This is a genomic window from Thermosynechococcus sp. QS41, assembly GCF_031583515.1.
Classification (GTDB): domain Bacteria; phylum Cyanobacteriota; class Cyanobacteriia; order Thermosynechococcales; family Thermosynechococcaceae; genus Thermosynechococcus.
In genome coordinates this window covers 2,390,320-2,407,451 of record NZ_CP134181.1, presented here as the reverse complement: position 1 = coordinate 2,407,451, position 17,132 = coordinate 2,390,320, and the positions used below count along the sequence as shown (strand labels likewise).

Here is a 17,132-nt window from a genome sequence, read left to right as displayed (position 1 = left end):
TCCTAAGCCCACAAGACCAGTCCCATTTCATAGGGATGACTCAGATAGACGTGGCGCGGTAGCAGTTGGAGGGCAATGCCTTGGTGGCCACTCGTGTCGTAGCTCATCTCGGCGGTGTACAGGCTATAGCCTTCAGGGGTGGTACCCACAAACGTCATCAGGGTAGGACAAGCCTCCTCTAGGGTACCGGCGTCATTCACCCGCCCTTGGAACAAAATCACCTGTACGTCATTGGGGGAGAGCGCACCGAGGGCAATCACAGCTTTGACTTCAACTATTTCATTGACTTCGAGGTTGTGCTCAGCCGAGGTTTCAACACTGATGATCTGAATTGAGTACCAGTGTTCAAAGATATGGGCTTTCCAGCGTGCCAGTTCCTTGGCTGCAGCATAGTTATTTTCCTTGAGAGTAAAGTAGCGATCGCTGGCGGGGAAATAGCCCCGATGGGCATACTCGCGCACCATTCGCGCGGTGTTAAACTGAGGCGTATTGAGAGCAAGGGCTGCCTTCATTTTTTGCACCCAGCCGCGCGGCACCCCATTTTCATCGCGATCGTAAAAGAGGGGAATGACATCCCGCTCCAACCGTTCATAGAGCGCATTGGCTTCCACCAGATCTTGATAGTGGCGATCGTCATAGGTTTCGCCGTGGCCAATCGCCCAACCCGTTTTCACATAGTCCGCCTCGTCCCACCAACCGTCCAAGGTACTCAGATTGGGTAAGCCATTCATGGCCGCCTTCATGCCGCTGGTGCCGGAGGCCTCCTGAGGCCGCAAAGGGGTATTCAGCCAAACATCACAGCCTGCCACCATCATTTTTGCTACGTGCATATCGTAATCCGGGATAAAGGCAATGTGGTTGGCCATGCCCTCTTGGCGCGTAAAGTGAATAATTTCCTGAATCAGTTCTTTGCCGGGGTTATCCTTGGGGTGCGCCTTGCCCGCAATCACAAACTGGACAATCGGCCGCCGCTGCTTCACCCCCGTTTTCACCGGTACTGATCCCAATAAAATTCGCCGCAGCCGTTCCACATCCCGCAAAAAGAGAGTGGCGCGTTTATAGGTAGCAAAGCGACGGGCAAAGCCAATGGTCAAGGCGGTTGGATCCAGCACTTCTGCCGCTTGCGTCAATTCAGCACTAGAGGCGCCCTGCTCTTCAAGCATCCGTTGTAGGCGCGATCGCACAAACATCACCAACTGATAGCGGCAAATCTCATGGATACGCCACAACTCCTCATCGGGAATACTGCTGACCCGCGACCAGAGGGGATCCGCCAAGGGCGCATCAGACCACTGCGGCCCAAGGTAAATATCCAGCAGGTATTGCAATGGTTCAGAAACGCGACTGCGAGCATGGACGCCATTGGTAATCGAGGTAATCGGCACCTCCGTCGGCGGCAGATTGGGCCACAGGCCTTGGAACATTTGGCGGGAGACTTCACCGTGGAGCGCGCTCACCCCATTGACAAAACTGGCGGTATGAATGGCTAGGTTCGCCATACTAAAGGGTTCTTGAAAAGCCCCCGGATTCACACGGCCAAGGGAGAGAAACTCCTGCTGCGAAAGGTTAAAGGCCTCCGCATAGTGGCCGACATAGTACGTCACCTTATCGGCAGGAAACAGATCAATCCCCGCAGGCACGGGGGTATGGGTGGTAAAGAGTTGGCTGGCCTTGACCACCTGCAAGGCTTCATCGTAGGTAAGCTGCTCTTCGGTGATCAGTTGGCGAATGCGCTCTAGGGATAAAAAGGCGGAGTGCCCCTCATTCATGTGATAAACCGTTGGTCGCAACCCCAAGCTGTGGAGCAGACGCACGCCACCAATGCCTAGGAGCATCTCCTGATGGATGCGCAGATCCATATCGCCGCCATAGAGGTAGTCGGTGATCTGCTGATCGTAGGTACTGTTTTCTGGCAGGTTTGTGTCTAAAAGATAAAGGGGAACCCGACCCACCTGAACTTGCCAAACCCGTGCTTGGACTTCTCGATTGGGGTAGTCCACTCGAATCCGATGCTCTTGACCTTGGCCAGTAGTGACCAGCTTGAGGGGCAGGGTATAAAAATCGTTGCTGGGATAGCGTTCCTGCTGCCAGCCATCGGCACTGAGGTACTGCGAAAAGTAGCCCTTTTGATAGAGCAGCCCCGCCCCCACCAAAGGGAGTCCCAAGTCACTAGCAGATTTGAGGTGATCTCCGGCCAAGACCCCCAAGCCCCCCGAATAGATCGGCAGGCACTCTGTCAAGCCAAATTCAAGGGAAAAATAGGCAATACACTCGCCGGGAGGCGCGTCCGTGCGCGTTTGCTGGTACCACGTCTGCACAGGCTGGACATATTCTTGAAATTGGCTGATCACCCGCTCCATCTGTGCCAAAAAGCCGTTGTCGGCAGCCGCATCCAAGAGGCGATCTTGGCGAATGCGTCCCAAAAGGGCGACAGGATTGTGGTTGGTTTGCTCCCACAGTTCTGGGTCGAGACGGCGAAAGAGGGCGATCGCCTCCGTGTTCCACGTCCAGTAGAGGTTGTAGGCCAGTTCCCGCAGGGGTTCCAAACGTTGCGGCAAGTGAGGACGAACGTTAAACGTGCGGATGGGCTTCATAGGAGCTGCCAGTGTCGTCGTTTCTATCTTAATTTCCTATGCGCTTTGAGTATGATTTGCTGATTGTGGCGGCGAGTCCTTTGGCATTGGACATTGCCTATCGGTGTGCGGCCTTGGGGCGGATTGGCCTAGTAATCCCAGCCGCTGATGCGCAGTGGCAATGGCAGTGGCAACGCTGGTGGCTGTCGCAGTTTCCCCCCCAAAGATTGGATACTCAGCAGTGGCAGCACTTTCAAGCTCACCTCAGCCACGGACAGCGCCGCTATGCCCCTAGGGTCTTGGAATTGGTGGGGGTCGATGTGATCACAGGGGCGGGGGAATTTGTCTGGCAGCCCCGCTGTCATTTTCAGGTGGGGGGCGATCGCCTCTATGCGCGAGGCTATTTCCTCCTTGATGCGCCTGCGGCAATGGATGCTCAGGATATGGACGCCCTCAGCAGGATTGAGCTGGCCTGTTGGCACCACTGGTCTGGCAAAGCCTCGCATCCCGATGCACAAGGTCTGCCGCTTGTGGCCACAGAAGATGCGTGGTTCAACGATCGCCTGCATGCTGCCCTGAGTGGCCTCGGTCTAGGGGTTCCCCCACTGGGAAGGCGCAAAGCCCCCGATCCAACTCCTTTGAACCTGCACCGCCTCCAGCGAGATGCTCAAGGGTGGCTGCGGATCAATTCCCAAGGGCGCACCAGTCATCCCCAAGTCTATGCCTGTGGCGGTTGGCAGCGGGGGTACCATTTGCCCTCCCTGACCTACTTTGAAGCCTTTGCGATCGCCCGCCAGATTTTGCAGCGAAAATCCCTGCCCCTTGATTACTACCGTCAACCGTGGTGGATTGCCCTACCTGTTCCCATTGCCCGCGTCGGTTGGAATGCGCGGCAAGCCCAGCAACGCCTCAGGGAACCCGTTCAACTGTGGGAGATTCAGCAGTTTAGTTCCGAGGGTCAGAGCTTGGGTCAAGTGGTGATCAACCGCCAAGGACAACTGCTGGGAGCTACCTTAATGGGTCAGGACGCGATCGCCGGTAGTCGCATTTTCGGGCGGTGTTTAGATCAAAATGCCGTTGCTGCCATTACCTATGCCGGTTGGGAATTCGATTGCCAGCGCCAGCGATCGCCCAAGGCGCAACCTTCAGCCAATTGCGGTAAAGGATTGGCTTCCCCAGACCCCTGATGCTGCCAGAGGATCGTAAAGGCGCCCGCTCCTTCCCCTTGGTGGGGCCACAGCCGATAGCAGGGAAAGGCTGCTAGATGGGATTGATAGGCCGCCAGCGCCGCCACAGGTTGAGGAACCCACTGCGGAAACCTTGCCATCAGCCAAGCCGCCACATCCTCATTTTCATCCTGACCAAAGGTGCAGGTGCTATAGAGCAGCCATCCCCCCGGACGCACTAGGGCTGTTGCAGTTGCGAGAATACGTTTTTGCCGCCGTTGGTTGTGGCGAATGGTCAATGGATGGAAACACCCTTCAGCTTTTTGCCCCTTGGCCAGCAGCGATTGCCCAGAGCAGGGAGCATCCACAATCACCACATCAGCAGCGCCTTGGAACTCAGCAGCCAGCACTTCACTATCCCAAGCGGTGACGCCCACTGGATGCACTCGACAGCGTTTGAGATTGCTAATCAGCATCCCCACCCGTTTGCCAATGGTTTCATTACAGATGAGGTAGCGGGGTTGCAGCGATCGCCACGCAAAGAGGCTCTTGCCGCCGGGCGCCGCACACACATCAATCACCAATGACGGCTCTTGGGGCAGCGTCAGCAGCGGAACCGCCGCAAACACCGATGAGCTATCCAAGCAATAATAAGCCCCGGCCTCATGGAGAGGGTGTTGACCGGTACGGCTGCCGGGGGCAAAGCGACTCACCCAAGGGGGCTGCCAAGAAAGTGGCGGCAATGGCTCAAAGGGTAAGGGAGACGCTGGCTCGCGACACCACAGCACCGTGGCAGGGTAGGGCGGGGGAGTGGTGAGAGCCTCTAAAAAACGCTCCCGATCGCCGGCAGTCTCAAAGAGACGGTTAGCACAGGCCACAGCCAATCGGGAGAGCTTCACCACAGGCTTAGCGGTGGAGGGCGATGGCACCTTTGACTGCTTCGGCGAGGGCACGCACACTGGCCACCATGGCCACTTCACTATTGAGTTGGTTGACGGCAGAGCCGACCCCGACACCCGCAGCCCCAGCAGCGATCGCCAAGGGAATCGTCACTGTCGAAAGCCCCGAAGCACACAGCACCGGCACCGCAACGGCGCGGGAAATTTCGTAGGTTGCCGCCAATGTCGGGGCTGCTTTTTCAATGAGACCCAACGTGCCACTGTGGTGGGGTTGGCTACTGGTTCCCCCTTCGGTTTGAATGACATCGGCGCCGGCGGCCACCAAGGCCTCAGCGAGGGCAACCTGTTGATCCAAGGGCAGCGTGTGGGGCACTGTGACCGACAGCATGATTTGGGGCAGCAACTCGCGAGTTTGGCGCGTCAATACCAGCACTTCCTCAGCGCTAAACACCCGCCCTTGGGCGTAGAAGCTATCGTAGTTGCCGATTTCCACCAGATCGGCACCAGCAGCAACGGCATTTAGCAGTTGTAATGGCTCCACCGCAGACACACAGACCGGCAGTGTCGTCAGTTCCTTGGCAAGGCGCACCAGCTCAGGATCGGCAGCAATATCCACAAAAGTGGCACCCCCTTGATCGGCAGCAGTCACCACCGCCCGCACGCGATCGCGATCAAAATTGTTGAGGCCACTAATAATCTTGAGAACAGAACGCTGCTCAAAGGCAGCGGCTAAACGCGGATGCAGCATAGACTTGAAACTTTCCGTAGTTGTGCATTTTTTTATCCTACAGCCCTTTTCACAACGACTGTAACGGATATTTGATAGGCTCAAAGAGTCTCTAGCTGTTGTCCAGCCTATGACCGTTCCCGTTACAGTGCTCACTGGCTACTTGGGTGCCGGTAAAACCACACTCCTCAATCGCATTCTCACCCACGAACACGGCAAGAAGGTCGCTGTGATTGTCAACGAGTTTGGCGAAGTGGGCATTGATCATCAACTGGTGGTCAATACCGATGAAGAAATTTTCGAGATGAATAATGGCTGCATTTGCTGTACGGTGCGCGGCGACTTGATCCGTATCATTGGCAACCTGATGAAGCGGCGGCACAAGTTTGATCACCTTGTTATTGAAACCACGGGGCTTGCCGATCCCGCACCCGTCATTCAAACCTTCTTCATGGATGAGGACATCCGCAGCCAAACTCACCTAGATGCCGTGATTACCGTGGTGGATGCCAAGCACATTCACTACCACTGGCAAGCGGACGAAGCCCAAGAGCAAATTGCCTTTGCCGATGTGATTTTGCTCAATAAAACGGACTTGGTAAGCGAAGCAGACCTCGCCCAGTTGCGCGATCGCATTCATGCCATGAACCCCTTGGCCAAAGTGTATTGCACCCAGCAGGCCGCCATCCCCATGGAGCACATCCTCGATGTGGGGGGCTTTGACCTTGAGCGGGCCCTCGAACTCGACCCAGACTTTCTTGGCGAAGATCACCATGAACACGATGAATCTGTGGGTTCTGTGGCCATTGTTGCTGAGGGCAAATTGGATGGCGCTAAGCTGCAAACGTGGCTGAGCCAGTTGCTGCAAACCCAAGGCCCCGATATTTTCCGCATGAAGGGGATTTTGCACCTCGCGGAGCAGCCCCAGCCCTTTGTTTTTCAGGGGGTGCATATGCTCTTTGATGGTCGTCCCCTCGATCGCCCCCTTGGCCATCAGCGCAATGAACTCATCTTTATTGGCCGTAACCTTGATGAGCACCAGCTCCGCCAAGCCTTTAGGGCGTGTCTGATTTAGAAACTAAACGTGGTGCGGATCAACCCTTGGAAAATGGGGCTATTGGTAGCGCTATTGTTGGCATTGGTGATTGCCATAAACACAGGCGTAATTGAGATATTGTCGCTGAGGGGATAGCGGAAAAAGAGTTCATAGTTGGTTTGGGTAGCATCATTGATCCCGGGTTGTGATGCCAACGAGTTAATAAAGGGCTGACCCACCGCCGCTGCTAGCAATGATCCTTCCGCCAACAAGTCCCGATAGGCCAAACCCGCCATCCATGTTTGCGCAGTGGTCTTCACTTGGCCACCAGCGGGAATGACAAAGACCCCCGGATCCACAGTAAATGGCCCCAAGCCATTAATCGTTGCTCCATCGCCATAGAGTTTCATATCGGAGTAAGCATAGCGGCCAAAGAGGCCAAACTTACCGAGGGTGAGTTCCACATTGACACCGCCGGCATTCTGGGAAATATTCAGGGTTGAGGAGTTGGTATATTGCAGGCGCACCGCAAAGTTGTTCCGTTCATTGGCACCAAAGGCACGGGCAAACTCCAGTTCCACGGTTCCCTGATAGGGATCGCCAAAAAGACCTCCTCCCGTAGGGATACCCGTCGGTGCTCCCGCTGCAGCGGCCACATAAACACCGCGCAGTGTGAAGAATCCGCCTCCCGGATTCCATTCAATACTGACACCCGCCCCACCGGGATCATTGACGGCGTAGGGCACAATCAGCGGGTTGTTGATAAAGAAATTGGAACTAAAATCCGTGAAAGAATCGTTGGCATAGCTATTGGTATCCACAATATCACTGGGATAAAATTGCGGCCCAACACCAATCGTTAAATCCTCTGTGGGCTTGAAGCTGTAGAACAGTCGAGATAATTCCACATTTGCGCCAACGCCACTGTAATCGGCAGCGCCACCGGCAATCAAGCCGTCAGTACCAATCCCCGTTGCCCCAAACGTATCTAACCCGTTGTTACCCACTTCGAGGGTCGTGGTCAGTAAATCCGTACCGCGAAAACTGGTATTGAGGTTAATCTCCACCTTGCTAATCACCGTCGGATTGTAGCTGCCCCCAGTGAACGTATTCCCAGAGATGGGGTCAACGACTTGGCGAGTATTGCCACCGGCTTGAAAGGCCATCACGGCATCCACAGAGAGCTTGGTGGTTGTTGAAAATTGCGTGGCCTCCAGAGTAGCAGTACGGGCTTCGAGGTTGTCCACCCGTCCGCGTAGGGTGGCCAGTTCGGCGGCAAACTCCTCCCTAAGCCGTTGCAAGGTGGCTAAATCTTCCTTGGTGGCAAAGCGATCGCTAATCACATCCAAGCAGGCATTCAAAGCAGCCGCCATTTCAAACCGCGTCAGGGCACGGTTGCCCCGAAAGGTGCCATCGGGATAGCCAGCAATACAGCCGTACTTTTCCACAAGGGACGCAAGGGCTTGATAGGCCCAATCGGTGGGGCGCACGTCAGACAGTTGGGAGACAGAGGTCACCTGTCCGATGCTGGCGGGAGCGGGCATCCTAGGTTCAGCAACAGCGGCTGGACTGAGTAGTGCAAGGTGAATGGCAGCCACCATAACCGTTGTTAGGGATTTTTCCATCACTGACCTCCTTACCTCACACCAAGACACGGCCTCGGGAATTCACCAAGGCTAAATGAGAATGGTAACGATTATTATTCTATTTTTTCGGTCTGTCAACCGAAGCCACGCTCAAGTTAGCATTGGGGTTATCGCTTTGCCTATCTCCCCCCGCCGCATTATGGGTGCCCTTCCCCAGCAACGTTGGCTCTTGCCACCCATTGATCTCGAGTCTTGTGACGCCTTGAGGCAGGCCTTGGGTTGCCCCGCATCACTAGCGGAAATTTATCTGCGGCGGGGTCTGACGACTCCAGAAGCGGTACAGGCCTTTCTCGAACCGGAAACTCTAGCGCTACCGCCACCGCAAACGGTCTTTCCCGACCTTGATCTGGCAGTGGAACTCCTGCAGCAGGCGATCGCCCGCGGTGACAAAATGACCATTTGTGGCGATTACGATGCTGATGGCATGACCAGTACCGCTCTGCTGTTGCGTGCGCTGCGCCATTTGGGAGCCGACATTGACTATGAAATTCCCTCCCGCATGCAGGAAGGCTACGGCATTAATGAGCGGATTGTTCAAGACTGCTACGAGCGCGGTGTGAAACTGATTCTCACCGTGGACAACGGCATTGCTGCCCACCAGCCCATTCTCAAGGCACGGGAACTGGAACTGACGGTGATCGTGACGGATCACCACGATGTGCCGGAGCAACTGCCCCCTGCCCATGCCATTCTCAATCCAAAACTGGTGCCGCCAACATCCCCTTACCATACCCTCGCTGGGGTGGGAATGGCCTATACTCTTGCTTTGTCCTTGGCGCAGCGATTGGGCAACTGGCGCGAACTGGTGCGGCCTTTGCGGGAACTGTGTACCCTTGGCACGATCGCGGATTTGGCGCCCTTGATGGGGGTGAATCGCCGCTGGGTCAAGCAGGGGTTACAAACAATTCCCACCTCTTCTCTTGTGGGGGTGCAAGCGCTGATGCAGATGGCGGGTTGTTTGCCAGCCCAGAATACCGCCCTCAAGCCCACAGCGGTAGGGTTTCGGCTGGGACCACGCATCAATGCCATTGGCCGCATTGGTGATCCCCAAGTGGTGATTGACCTGCTGACCACTGCGGATCCGCAGCGTGCTCTGGAACTGGCCACTCTCTGTGAGGAAACGAACCGTCGCCGTCAGGAACTCTGTGCTGAGATTGAGAGACAGGCGATCGCCCACCTTGAAGAGACGGGCTTTGATCCCCAACAGGAGTGGGTCTTAGTGATCGTCCAGCCCGACTGGCACCATGGGGTCATTGGCATTGTTGCCTCGCGGCTCGTGGAGCGCTACGGCGTACCGGTGTTTATTGGCACCTATGAAGATGAGACAACCATTCGCGGCTCAATTCGCAGTATTCCCGAATTCCATGTCTTTGAGGCCCTTGAAGCGACCAAGGATCTGCTCTTGAAATATGGCGGTCATAGGGCAGCCGGGGGGTTTAGCCTACGGGCAGAGCATTTAGCGACTTGGCGCGATCGCCTGCGAGCCTTTGCCCAAACCTGTCTCAAACCAGAGGATCTGCGTCCCCTTGTTACCCTTGACGCCGAAGTCTCCTTTGAGCAGCTGACGTGGGACTTTTACGCCCAAGTGGAGCAACTGCAACCCTTTGGCAGTGAGAATCCGCAGCCAATTTTCTGTAGTCGCGGGGTCAAGATTCTCGAACAAGCACCCATGGGTCAGCAGGGGGAACATCTGCAACTCACCCTAGAGCAGAATGGGCGGCAGATGACCGCTAAGGCTTGGCGCTGGGGACAATTTTTTCCGTTGCCCACCACGGTCGATATTGCCTATCACCTCACAGCCCACACTTGGAATGGCGAAACCCAGTTGGAACTGGAACTCAAGGGGGTCAAACCCTCACTGGCGTGGCACATCCCTGATCCACCCAGTCACCCGCTTCCCCATTGGCAACCCCTACCGCCTTTGACAACGCTCCTGCCGCAGTTGCGGGACAATGTCTTGCTCTATGGTTATGGCCGTCCTGAGGTCCCCCCGAACTTAACCACGGCAATCATTCACTACGATCGCCCCCGCGATCGCTGTCGCACCCTCATTCTCTGGTCACTGCCGCCCTCTGCCACCCACTTGCGTTGGCTCTTGGCCATTGCCCAACCAGAAATGGTCTATGTAGGGTGCCAACGACCGGCGATCGCTCCGCTGACAACCCTCATCCTCTCAATTCAAAATGACCTCAAAGAACAGACTAAGGTGAATCTTTTAGCCTTGAGTCAAACCTATTGGATTGCTCCCTGTACGCTTGTAGCGATCCTGCGCCATTTGGGCTATGGCTGTGAAGGATTTGCCCCCACCCTGAGCATTACCGCAGAACTAACACGATTGCAACGCTGGTATCAGCTGCAAGCTAAGGATTTGGCACGGCTAGCGCAAAGGTGGGAGACTTCCTAATTCTTGGCAAAACAATGGCCTACAAATTGCCGCGCCGCACAGCCAATAGGAAGATAATTGCCGGCCCTGCAATGCCAATCATGGCAATCATGGTCAGTTGGGCAATCACTTCAAAGTTGATATTGCTAAGAAACTCAATAATGCCATTGAAAATTCCCATAGGTTCTCCCGAGCAATCAGCGGTTATCAGTTCGTGATTTTATTTTAGAGCAGGGGGGAGCACTCGCAGCATTTGCTTAATGGGCGCTTGAGCTTGCTGCGTCTATCCCTAAGCTACACTGTAGGAGCAGAATTCTCGGAACATTGGTCGGTGATGGGCGTGGACAAACTAGCGGCCTTACGGGATCTCATTGGCGAACTCGATCAAGCCTTGATTGCCTACTCTGGCGGCATTGATAGTACGCTTGTGGCCAAAGTTGCTCAGGATGTCTTGGGCGATCGCGCGGTGGCAGTCACGGCGGTGTCCCCCTCGCTCTTTCCAGCGGATCTAGAGGATGCCCGCATTCAGGCGGCGGCCATCGGCATTCGCCATGAACTCATTGAAACCCATGAACTGGACAATCCCAACTACGCCACGAACCCGGTGAATCGCTGTTATTTCTGCAAAAGTGAACTCCACGATCGCCTGCGGGAACTGGCACAGGCGTGGGGCTATGACTACATTCTCGATGGTGTAAATGCTGATGACCTCCAAGACTATCGCCCCGGCATTGCTGCGGCCAAAGAGCGGGGGGTGCGATCGCCCCTTGCCGAGGTGGGGATTACCAAGCTAGAGGTGCGCGAAATTGCCAAATCCTTGGGTCTGCCGTGGTGGAATAAACCTGCTCAACCCTGCCTGAGTTCGCGCTTTCCCTACGGTGAGGAAATTACCCTTGCCAAACTGCAACGGGTGGGCCATGCCGAATACTACCTGCGCAAGCAGGGCTGGGAACTGTGCCGCGTCCGCAGTCATGGCGATACGGCGCGCATTGAGGTGCCCCAAGCGCAGATTGCCCACTTTGTGACGATGACGGATCTGGAGAAGCTGGTGAACCACTTTCAGTCCCTTGGCTTTACCTATGTCACCTTGGATCTGGAGGGCTTTCGCAGTGGCAAACTCAACGCGGTGATTGGGCGCGATCGCTAACGCGGTTGTAGGGACTGAGACTCTGGAGAATTTCCCGGCCATAGCTGCGCTCCGTGAGCCGCCGATCCAAAATCGCCACCAGCGTTTCATCCTGACGCACAGGGGCAAGGGCGCGATCCAATATCGTCAAGCACTCTGGCAAGAGATACTGGCGAAACCAATCCTGTTTTTGCTGCTTGTGCCATTCAATGCGGGCACTTACCACCGCTTTTTCCGGCGAGGGCAAGGGCAGTGTGGTCAAGACAAACAGCGCCGGGCAGGGCAACTGCGCCCCATGACGCAGCCAAAAGGCTTCCCCCGTCACTAAAATCGTGTTCGTGTCGAGGTTGGGGGTCTCCACCTGTACCCGTGAACCGTAGAGGGCAGCCAATTGGGTGGCCAACTGTTCCCGCAGCGGCACATCACTCACAAGGATCACCGCCCGCCGATGGCCAATCGTGCCAATGAGATCGTAGAGACGCCGCAGGACGGCTGGGGCAAATTCCGGGGTGTTGGGGAGAGGTAAGTCTTCGGAGATCGCAAGGGTAATCGCTTCACTGTGGCGATCGCTGGCAAATTTAATCGTCGTTTGGGGCGGAATCCCTAGTTCCTGCTGCACATAGGCTAGAGGGGAGTCTGTATCGGGGCCGCTGCCGATGAGGACAAAAGGCGCTTGCGACCAAAGATCCTTAAAATAGGCGCGGAAACTGAGGGGGTGTCCTTGGAGGCTGAAGTACCCCACCGTGGGGTGGCGCCGTCCCCAAATCACCGTGTCACTGCGGTTGAGGTAGTCCCGCAATTGCGACCATTGGGGAGGCAGCGCCTGCGGCCATTGATGCAGGAGTTCAAGGAGCGGTTGCTGTTCTGTAGGGGTGAGCAGATAGTCGCCGTAGGGATTCTGAGGCCGCTGAAAGAGGTGCTGCACCAACTGGGCATAGACTTGGCGAATCGCACCAACGGCGCTGGGAATCGCGAGTTTCAGGTGCTCCCAATCGCTGGTGGTAATGGTGCAGGTCATCTGCTGCTGGGCAATTTGGGGCAAGGCTTCAATGCCATCAATGATCGTGACAACGTTGGGATGGGCGGTGGCGTGGCGACACCAGTCCTCGAGGCTCATTACAAGCACCCCCTCAAAGGCTGGCTGCGGGTACGGGCTATGCTGAATCGGTTTCGCAACCGCAAGGAAGGTGAGGAGTTCAGGAATTTCTTGGTGCAGTAGTCGTGTCAGTCGCTCTTGGGGGACGACGAGCAGGGCCGGTTCAGGATACAACAGCAGCGGCAGCAGATAACTCAGGCCATAGCGATGGTGCAACACTGCCCGCTGAGTGACTTGAAGTAAACACCCCCGCTGCAGCCGTAGGGCACGGGCAACCAGCCGCGCCAAGGTGAGATGGTGAGGCCACCGGCGATCGCCACTGCTGCGTAAAAATGCCCGTAATTGGCGGTGAACCTCTGCCTCAATCACAATCTGCTCGCTGTGGAACAACAATCCCCTATTGTGGCACGTTAGCCTTGATTCAGTTGTTGTTTGCGTCGCTGTTCGAGGGCAGTACGGGCTTCCTCGCGATCGTCGAAGTGGACTTTTTCAGTGCCCAGAATTTGGTAGTCCTCATGACCTTTGCCAGCAATGATCACGCCATCACCCGGCGCTGCCCTCAGAATGGCTTGCAGAATCGCTTGACGGCGATCGGCCTCAACGATCAGCGGCGTTTGCGGTGGGATACCAGCAAGGATGTCATCAAGAATGCGGCGGGGATCCTCGGTGCGCGGGTTATCGGATGTCACCACCACTTGATCCGCAAGGCGAGCGGCAATGGCTCCCATCTGGGGACGCTTGGTACGATCGCGATCGCCCCCACAGCCAAAGACACAGATTAGCTTACCGGGAATAAAGGGACGGGCAGCTTTTAACAAGTTCTCAAGGCTATCGGGGGTATGGGCATAATCCACAAGAACCGTAATCTCTTGGTCTGGGCTAATGCGCACCTGCTCCATCCGCCCCGGTACCCCCGCAAAATCACGAATCGCCTTCAGCATCGATTCTAGGGGGAGTCCTACCGCTGCCCCCATGGCGATCGCGGCCAGCACATTGGCCACATTAAACTGTCCCACCAACGGCGAGTCTAGGGTGCCGCTACCGATAGGGGTATGAACCGTGCCCGTCACGCCATTGACACGATAGGTGAGATGCTCAGCCCAAAAATCGGCATCTTCGCTGAGGCCATAGGTCCAGTAGCGATCGCGCGGCAACTGTTGAGCCAGTCGCTGGCCAAAGGGATCATCGCCATTGAGAATTGCTCGACCCTTGAGATAGTCAGCAGTAAAGAGCTTGGCCTTAGCGGCAAAATAGTCCTCCAGATCGCGGTGATAATCCAGATGATCTTGGGTCAAGTTGGTAAAAGCCGCCACCTCAAACTGACAGCCCCACACCCGATCCTGCGCCAAGGCATGGGAACTCACCTCCATCACCCCAAACCGACAGCCCGCTGCGACTGCTGCCGCTAATTGTTCCTGAAGGATCACCGCAAAGGGCGTGGTATGACTGGCAATCTCACAGTGTCCCGGCCAGCGACTGTAGAGCGTTCCCAAGAGTGCCGTTGGATAGCCCACACTGTTGAGGAGATGTTCCACCAAGTGGGTGGTGGTTGTTTTGCCGTTGGTACCCGTAACCCCTAGCAGGCTGAGATGCTGGCTGGGGTAATGATAAAAAGCAGCCGCGAGCCGACCACAGGCACGCTCAATATCGGGCACCACAATCACACAGGCATCTCCCTCACGGGGTTTGGCTTGCGGAGACACCACAGCCGCGATCGCCCCCGCTGCCAAGGCACTTGGCCAAAAATTGCCCCCGTCCACCCGCGTGCCAGGCATGCCAATAAACAACGAGCCACGCTGACACTCCCAAGAATTCGTACTCAGGGACTTCACCTCTTGATCGAGGGCAGGATGCTCAAAACTCGGCGTAATCTCTGCCGCCGTTAGGAGTTCCCGTAGGTTCATGGCTGTGCATCTCCAGTGATAGGCCGTTTAGGGTATTGTGGCACTACGGCACTTGGCTGTAAAAGATACGGCAATGAACGACCCCACTGTATGGATGAGGAATTCTGCGAGAGGAGATGCAGCCTAGGCACGTACCAGTTTGTGAAGTGTCTTGAGTTGCACTGAAAGCGCATGAACCCTAGCGGATTGGCGTAATTGCTCAACACAGCAGGTGACGGGAGTTACAGGCTGTCCCCCTAGCATCCTGTGACAATTTTTGCCCAAAGCTTGCCTTTTGTTAAAATTCCGATAATCTAGTTCATAAAAATCCGAATAATAACATGTCATTAAGGTGTGGGTGTTGGGTGATGAGTGAGTGGCACAAAACAGACTGGAACATGGATGATCAAGAATGGCAAGCGATCGCCAATTCTCGCCGCCAGATTGAAACCTCTTGGCACAGGACAGTTTACCGCGTTCAGGTTCCCTCCAGAACCGCCTCGAAACCCTTAGACGCGATCACCATGCCAGCAGTTTCCCATCCGCGTTCGATTCAACCCATTGGCATTCAACCGTGGCAAGCTGAATTCACCAAAGAACGCTTTGCCTCCCGTTCGCGACTCCCCCTCAAACGGTCACAGGTGGAACTGCCGCAATTTGCCAGCCGTCGTTAGAGCACTCCTGTTTCTCTCAGCTTACGAGGTCTATCAATTATGTGTGGCATTGTTGGTTATATTGGCCCACAGCGAGCAGCCCAAGTCCTGCTTCAGGGGCTGCAAAAGCTGGAATATCGGGGCTATGATTCCGCTGGCATTGCCACACTCAATGAGGGCGAACTCCTCTGTGTCCGCGCCAAGGGCAAACTCCACAACTTAGCCGAAAAAGTTGAACAGCTCGACATTGTTGCCCATGTTGGCATTGGCCACACCCGTTGGGCGACCCACGGTAAACCAGAGGAACACAATGCCCACCCCCATCGCGACAGCCGCGATCGCCTAGCCGTGGTGCAAAATGGCATCATTGAAAACTACCGTGAACTGCGGGAGCAACTCCAAGCGCGGGGGCACATTTTCCGCTCCGAAACCGATACAGAAGTCATTCCCCACCTGATTGCCGAAGCGTTGCCTGAGACCCCCACCGCCAATGGCCTCCTAGAAGCGGTGCGCCAAGCTGTGCATCAATTGGAAGGGGCGTTTGCGATCGCCGTTATCTGTGCAGATTATCCCGATGAATTGATCGTGGCCCGGCAGCAAGCTCCTCTTGTGATTGGTTTTGGCCAAGGGGAATTCTTCTGCGCCTCCGATACCCCAGCGATCATTCCCTATACCCGTGCTGTATTGCCGCTGGAAAATGGCGAACTGGCTCGGTTGACGCCCACAGGGGTTGAAGTCTATGACTTTGCGGGACATCGCCTACGCAAAACCCCTCGCACCCTCAACTGGAACCCCGTCATGGTGGAGAAGCAGGGCTTTAAGCACTACATGCTCAAGGAAATCTATGAGCAGCCGGGGGTGGTGCGCACCTGTTTAGAGGACTATTTGCGAGCCGATTGGGATGAGAACAGTTCCTTTAGCCCGGTGCAGTTGCACCTAGACCCCAGCCTCCTCGAAAATCTGCAGCACATTCAAATTGTTGCCTGTGGCACCAGTTGGCACGCCAGCCTTGTGGGCAAATATCTTCTTGAGCAAATCGCCCAGATTCCCACCAGTGTGCAATATGCCTCAGAGTTTCGCTACGCGCCGCCGCCCCTGCTACCCCATACCCTGACCATTGGTGTCACCCAGTCTGGGGAAACAGCCGATACCCTTGCCGCTCTAGAGATGGAGCTAAAACGCCGCCAAGGACTCGCGGGCGCTCTCCAACCTCGTTTGCTGGGGATTACCAATCGCCCGGAAAGCAGTCTAGGGCATCTGGTGCCCCACATTATTGATACCCGTGCCGGTATTGAAATTGGCGTAGCCGCCACAAAAACATTCGTTGCCCAGTTGATGGCCTTCTATCTGCTGACCCTAGAATTGACATGGCAGCGGCAGTCTTGCGATCGCTCCCGCTTGGCGGAACTCGTCACTGGCTTGCGCCAATTGCCTGCCCAGATGGAGCAAATTTTAGAAAGCCAAGAACGCTATATTGAAGCTCTCTCCCATGACTTTTCCGAGACCCAAGACTTTATCTTTTTGGGACGCGGCATCAACTTTCCCATTGCCCTCGAAGGTGCCCTCAAACTCAAGGAAATTAGCTATATCCATGCCGAGGGGTATCCTGCGGGTGAGATGAAACATGGCCCGATCGCCCTCCTCGATGCCAAAGTACCGGTGGTCACGATCGCCATGCCCGGCAGTGTCTTTGAGAAAGTCCTCTCCAATGCCCAAGAAGCCCGTGCCCGCGATGCCCGCCTCATTGGTGTCACCCCCCTCGACGAGGCCGAAGCCCAGCACACCTTCGATAACCTTTTACCTGTACCCGAGGTCGATGAGCTTCTCTCCCCCATCCTGACGGTGATCCCCCTGCAACTGTTGGCGTATCACATTGCTGCCCGCCGTGGCTTAGATGTCGATCAACCCCGCAACCTCGCCAAGTCAGTAACCGTTGAATAACCT

13 protein-coding genes are annotated in these 17,132 nt (G+C 55.8%); 6 read left to right on the top strand and 7 right to left on the bottom strand.

Annotated elements, in window-relative coordinates:
• Window positions 1-2: 2 nt before the first annotated feature.
• Window positions 3-2,594, bottom strand: a complete 2,592-nt coding sequence (gene glgP / locus RHJ80_RS11820; protein ID WP_310801062.1) for an alpha-glucan family phosphorylase — start codon at window positions 2,592-2,594, stop codon at window positions 3-5.
• A gap of 38 nt (window positions 2,595-2,632) precedes the next feature.
• On the opposite strand from glgP, the gene RHJ80_RS11815 reads away from it, so the two are divergent.
• Complete coding sequence (locus tag RHJ80_RS11815; protein ID WP_302678381.1) at window positions 2,633-3,760, top strand: hypothetical protein; 1,128 nt, start codon at window positions 2,633-2,635, stop codon at window positions 3,758-3,760.
• On the opposite strand, the gene RHJ80_RS11810 is transcribed toward RHJ80_RS11815, so the two are convergent.
• Together RHJ80_RS11810 and RHJ80_RS11805 are read right to left on the bottom strand one after the other, a co-directional pair.
• A complete protein-coding gene (locus RHJ80_RS11810; protein WP_310801061.1) occupies window positions 3,664-4,668 on the bottom strand; it encodes an RsmB/NOP family class I SAM-dependent RNA methyltransferase in 1,005 nt (334 codons plus the stop codon). The genes RHJ80_RS11815 and RHJ80_RS11810 overlap by 97 nt on opposite strands.
• Window positions 4,646-5,386 carry a DUF561 domain-containing protein gene (locus RHJ80_RS11805; protein WP_206200330.1) on the bottom strand — a complete coding sequence of 247 codons (741 nt, stop codon included), beginning with the start codon at window positions 5,384-5,386 and terminating at the stop codon, window positions 4,646-4,648. Before RHJ80_RS11805 ends, RHJ80_RS11810 begins: the two co-directional genes overlap by 23 nt.
• A 109-nt stretch (window positions 5,387-5,495) precedes the next feature.
• Between RHJ80_RS11805 and RHJ80_RS11800 the strand changes: the two genes are divergently transcribed.
• On the top strand, window positions 5,496-6,440 hold the full coding sequence (locus RHJ80_RS11800; protein WP_206200329.1) for a GTP-binding protein: 945 nt from the start codon (window positions 5,496-5,498) through the stop codon (window positions 6,438-6,440).
• Here the strand turns inward: RHJ80_RS11800 and RHJ80_RS11795 are convergent.
• A complete protein-coding gene (locus RHJ80_RS11795; protein WP_310743833.1) occupies window positions 6,437-8,026 on the bottom strand; it encodes an iron uptake porin in 1,590 nt (529 codons plus the stop codon). The genes RHJ80_RS11800 and RHJ80_RS11795 overlap by 4 nt on opposite strands.
• 136 nt (window positions 8,027-8,162) lie before the next feature.
• Here RHJ80_RS11795 and recJ point away from each other — a divergent pair, with 136 nt between their 5' ends.
• A complete protein-coding gene (recJ, locus tag RHJ80_RS11790; RefSeq protein ID WP_310801060.1) occupies window positions 8,163-10,451 on the top strand; it encodes a single-stranded-DNA-specific exonuclease RecJ in 2,289 nt (762 codons plus the stop codon).
• A 19-nt stretch (window positions 10,452-10,470) separates the two neighbouring features.
• Here recJ and psb30 read toward each other — a convergent pair whose 3' ends face one another.
• On the bottom strand, window positions 10,471-10,611 hold the full coding sequence (psb30, locus tag RHJ80_RS11785; RefSeq protein ID WP_149819710.1) for a photosystem II reaction center protein Ycf12/Psb30: 141 nt from the start codon (window positions 10,609-10,611) through the stop codon (window positions 10,471-10,473).
• Between the two features lie 153 nt (window positions 10,612-10,764).
• Here psb30 and larE point away from each other — a divergent pair, with 153 nt between their 5' ends.
• On the top strand, window positions 10,765-11,577 hold the full coding sequence (larE, locus tag RHJ80_RS11780; protein ID WP_302679171.1) for an ATP-dependent sacrificial sulfur transferase LarE: 813 nt from the start codon (window positions 10,765-10,767) through the stop codon (window positions 11,575-11,577).
• On the opposite strand, the gene RHJ80_RS11775 is transcribed toward larE, so the two are convergent.
• Together RHJ80_RS11775 and RHJ80_RS11770 are read right to left on the bottom strand one after the other, a co-directional pair.
• Window positions 11,549-13,021, bottom strand: a complete 1,473-nt coding sequence (locus RHJ80_RS11775; protein ID WP_310801059.1) for a helicase C-terminal domain-containing protein — start codon at window positions 13,019-13,021, stop codon at window positions 11,549-11,551. The two genes, larE and RHJ80_RS11775, sit on opposite strands and share 29 nt — an antisense overlap.
• A 41-nt stretch (window positions 13,022-13,062) precedes the next feature.
• The gene (locus tag RHJ80_RS11770) at window positions 13,063-14,556 is read right to left on the bottom strand and encodes a UDP-N-acetylmuramoyl-L-alanyl-D-glutamate--2,6-diaminopimelate ligase (protein ID WP_310801058.1); all 1,494 of its coding nucleotides are present in this window, start codon (window positions 14,554-14,556) and stop codon (window positions 13,063-13,065) included.
• Window positions 14,557-14,903: 347 nt separating this feature from the next.
• Here RHJ80_RS11770 and RHJ80_RS11765 point away from each other — a divergent pair, with 347 nt between their 5' ends.
• Both RHJ80_RS11765 and glmS read left to right on the top strand, forming a co-directional pair.
• The gene (locus tag RHJ80_RS11765) at window positions 14,904-15,209 is read left to right on the top strand and encodes a hypothetical protein (RefSeq protein WP_310801057.1); all 306 of its coding nucleotides are present in this window, start codon (window positions 14,904-14,906) and stop codon (window positions 15,207-15,209) included.
• A gap of 39 nt (window positions 15,210-15,248) precedes the next feature.
• On the top strand, window positions 15,249-17,129 hold the full coding sequence (gene glmS, locus RHJ80_RS11760; protein WP_310801056.1) for a glutamine--fructose-6-phosphate transaminase (isomerizing): 1,881 nt from the start codon (window positions 15,249-15,251) through the stop codon (window positions 17,127-17,129).
• The last annotated feature ends 3 nt before the right edge of the window (window positions 17,130-17,132 follow it).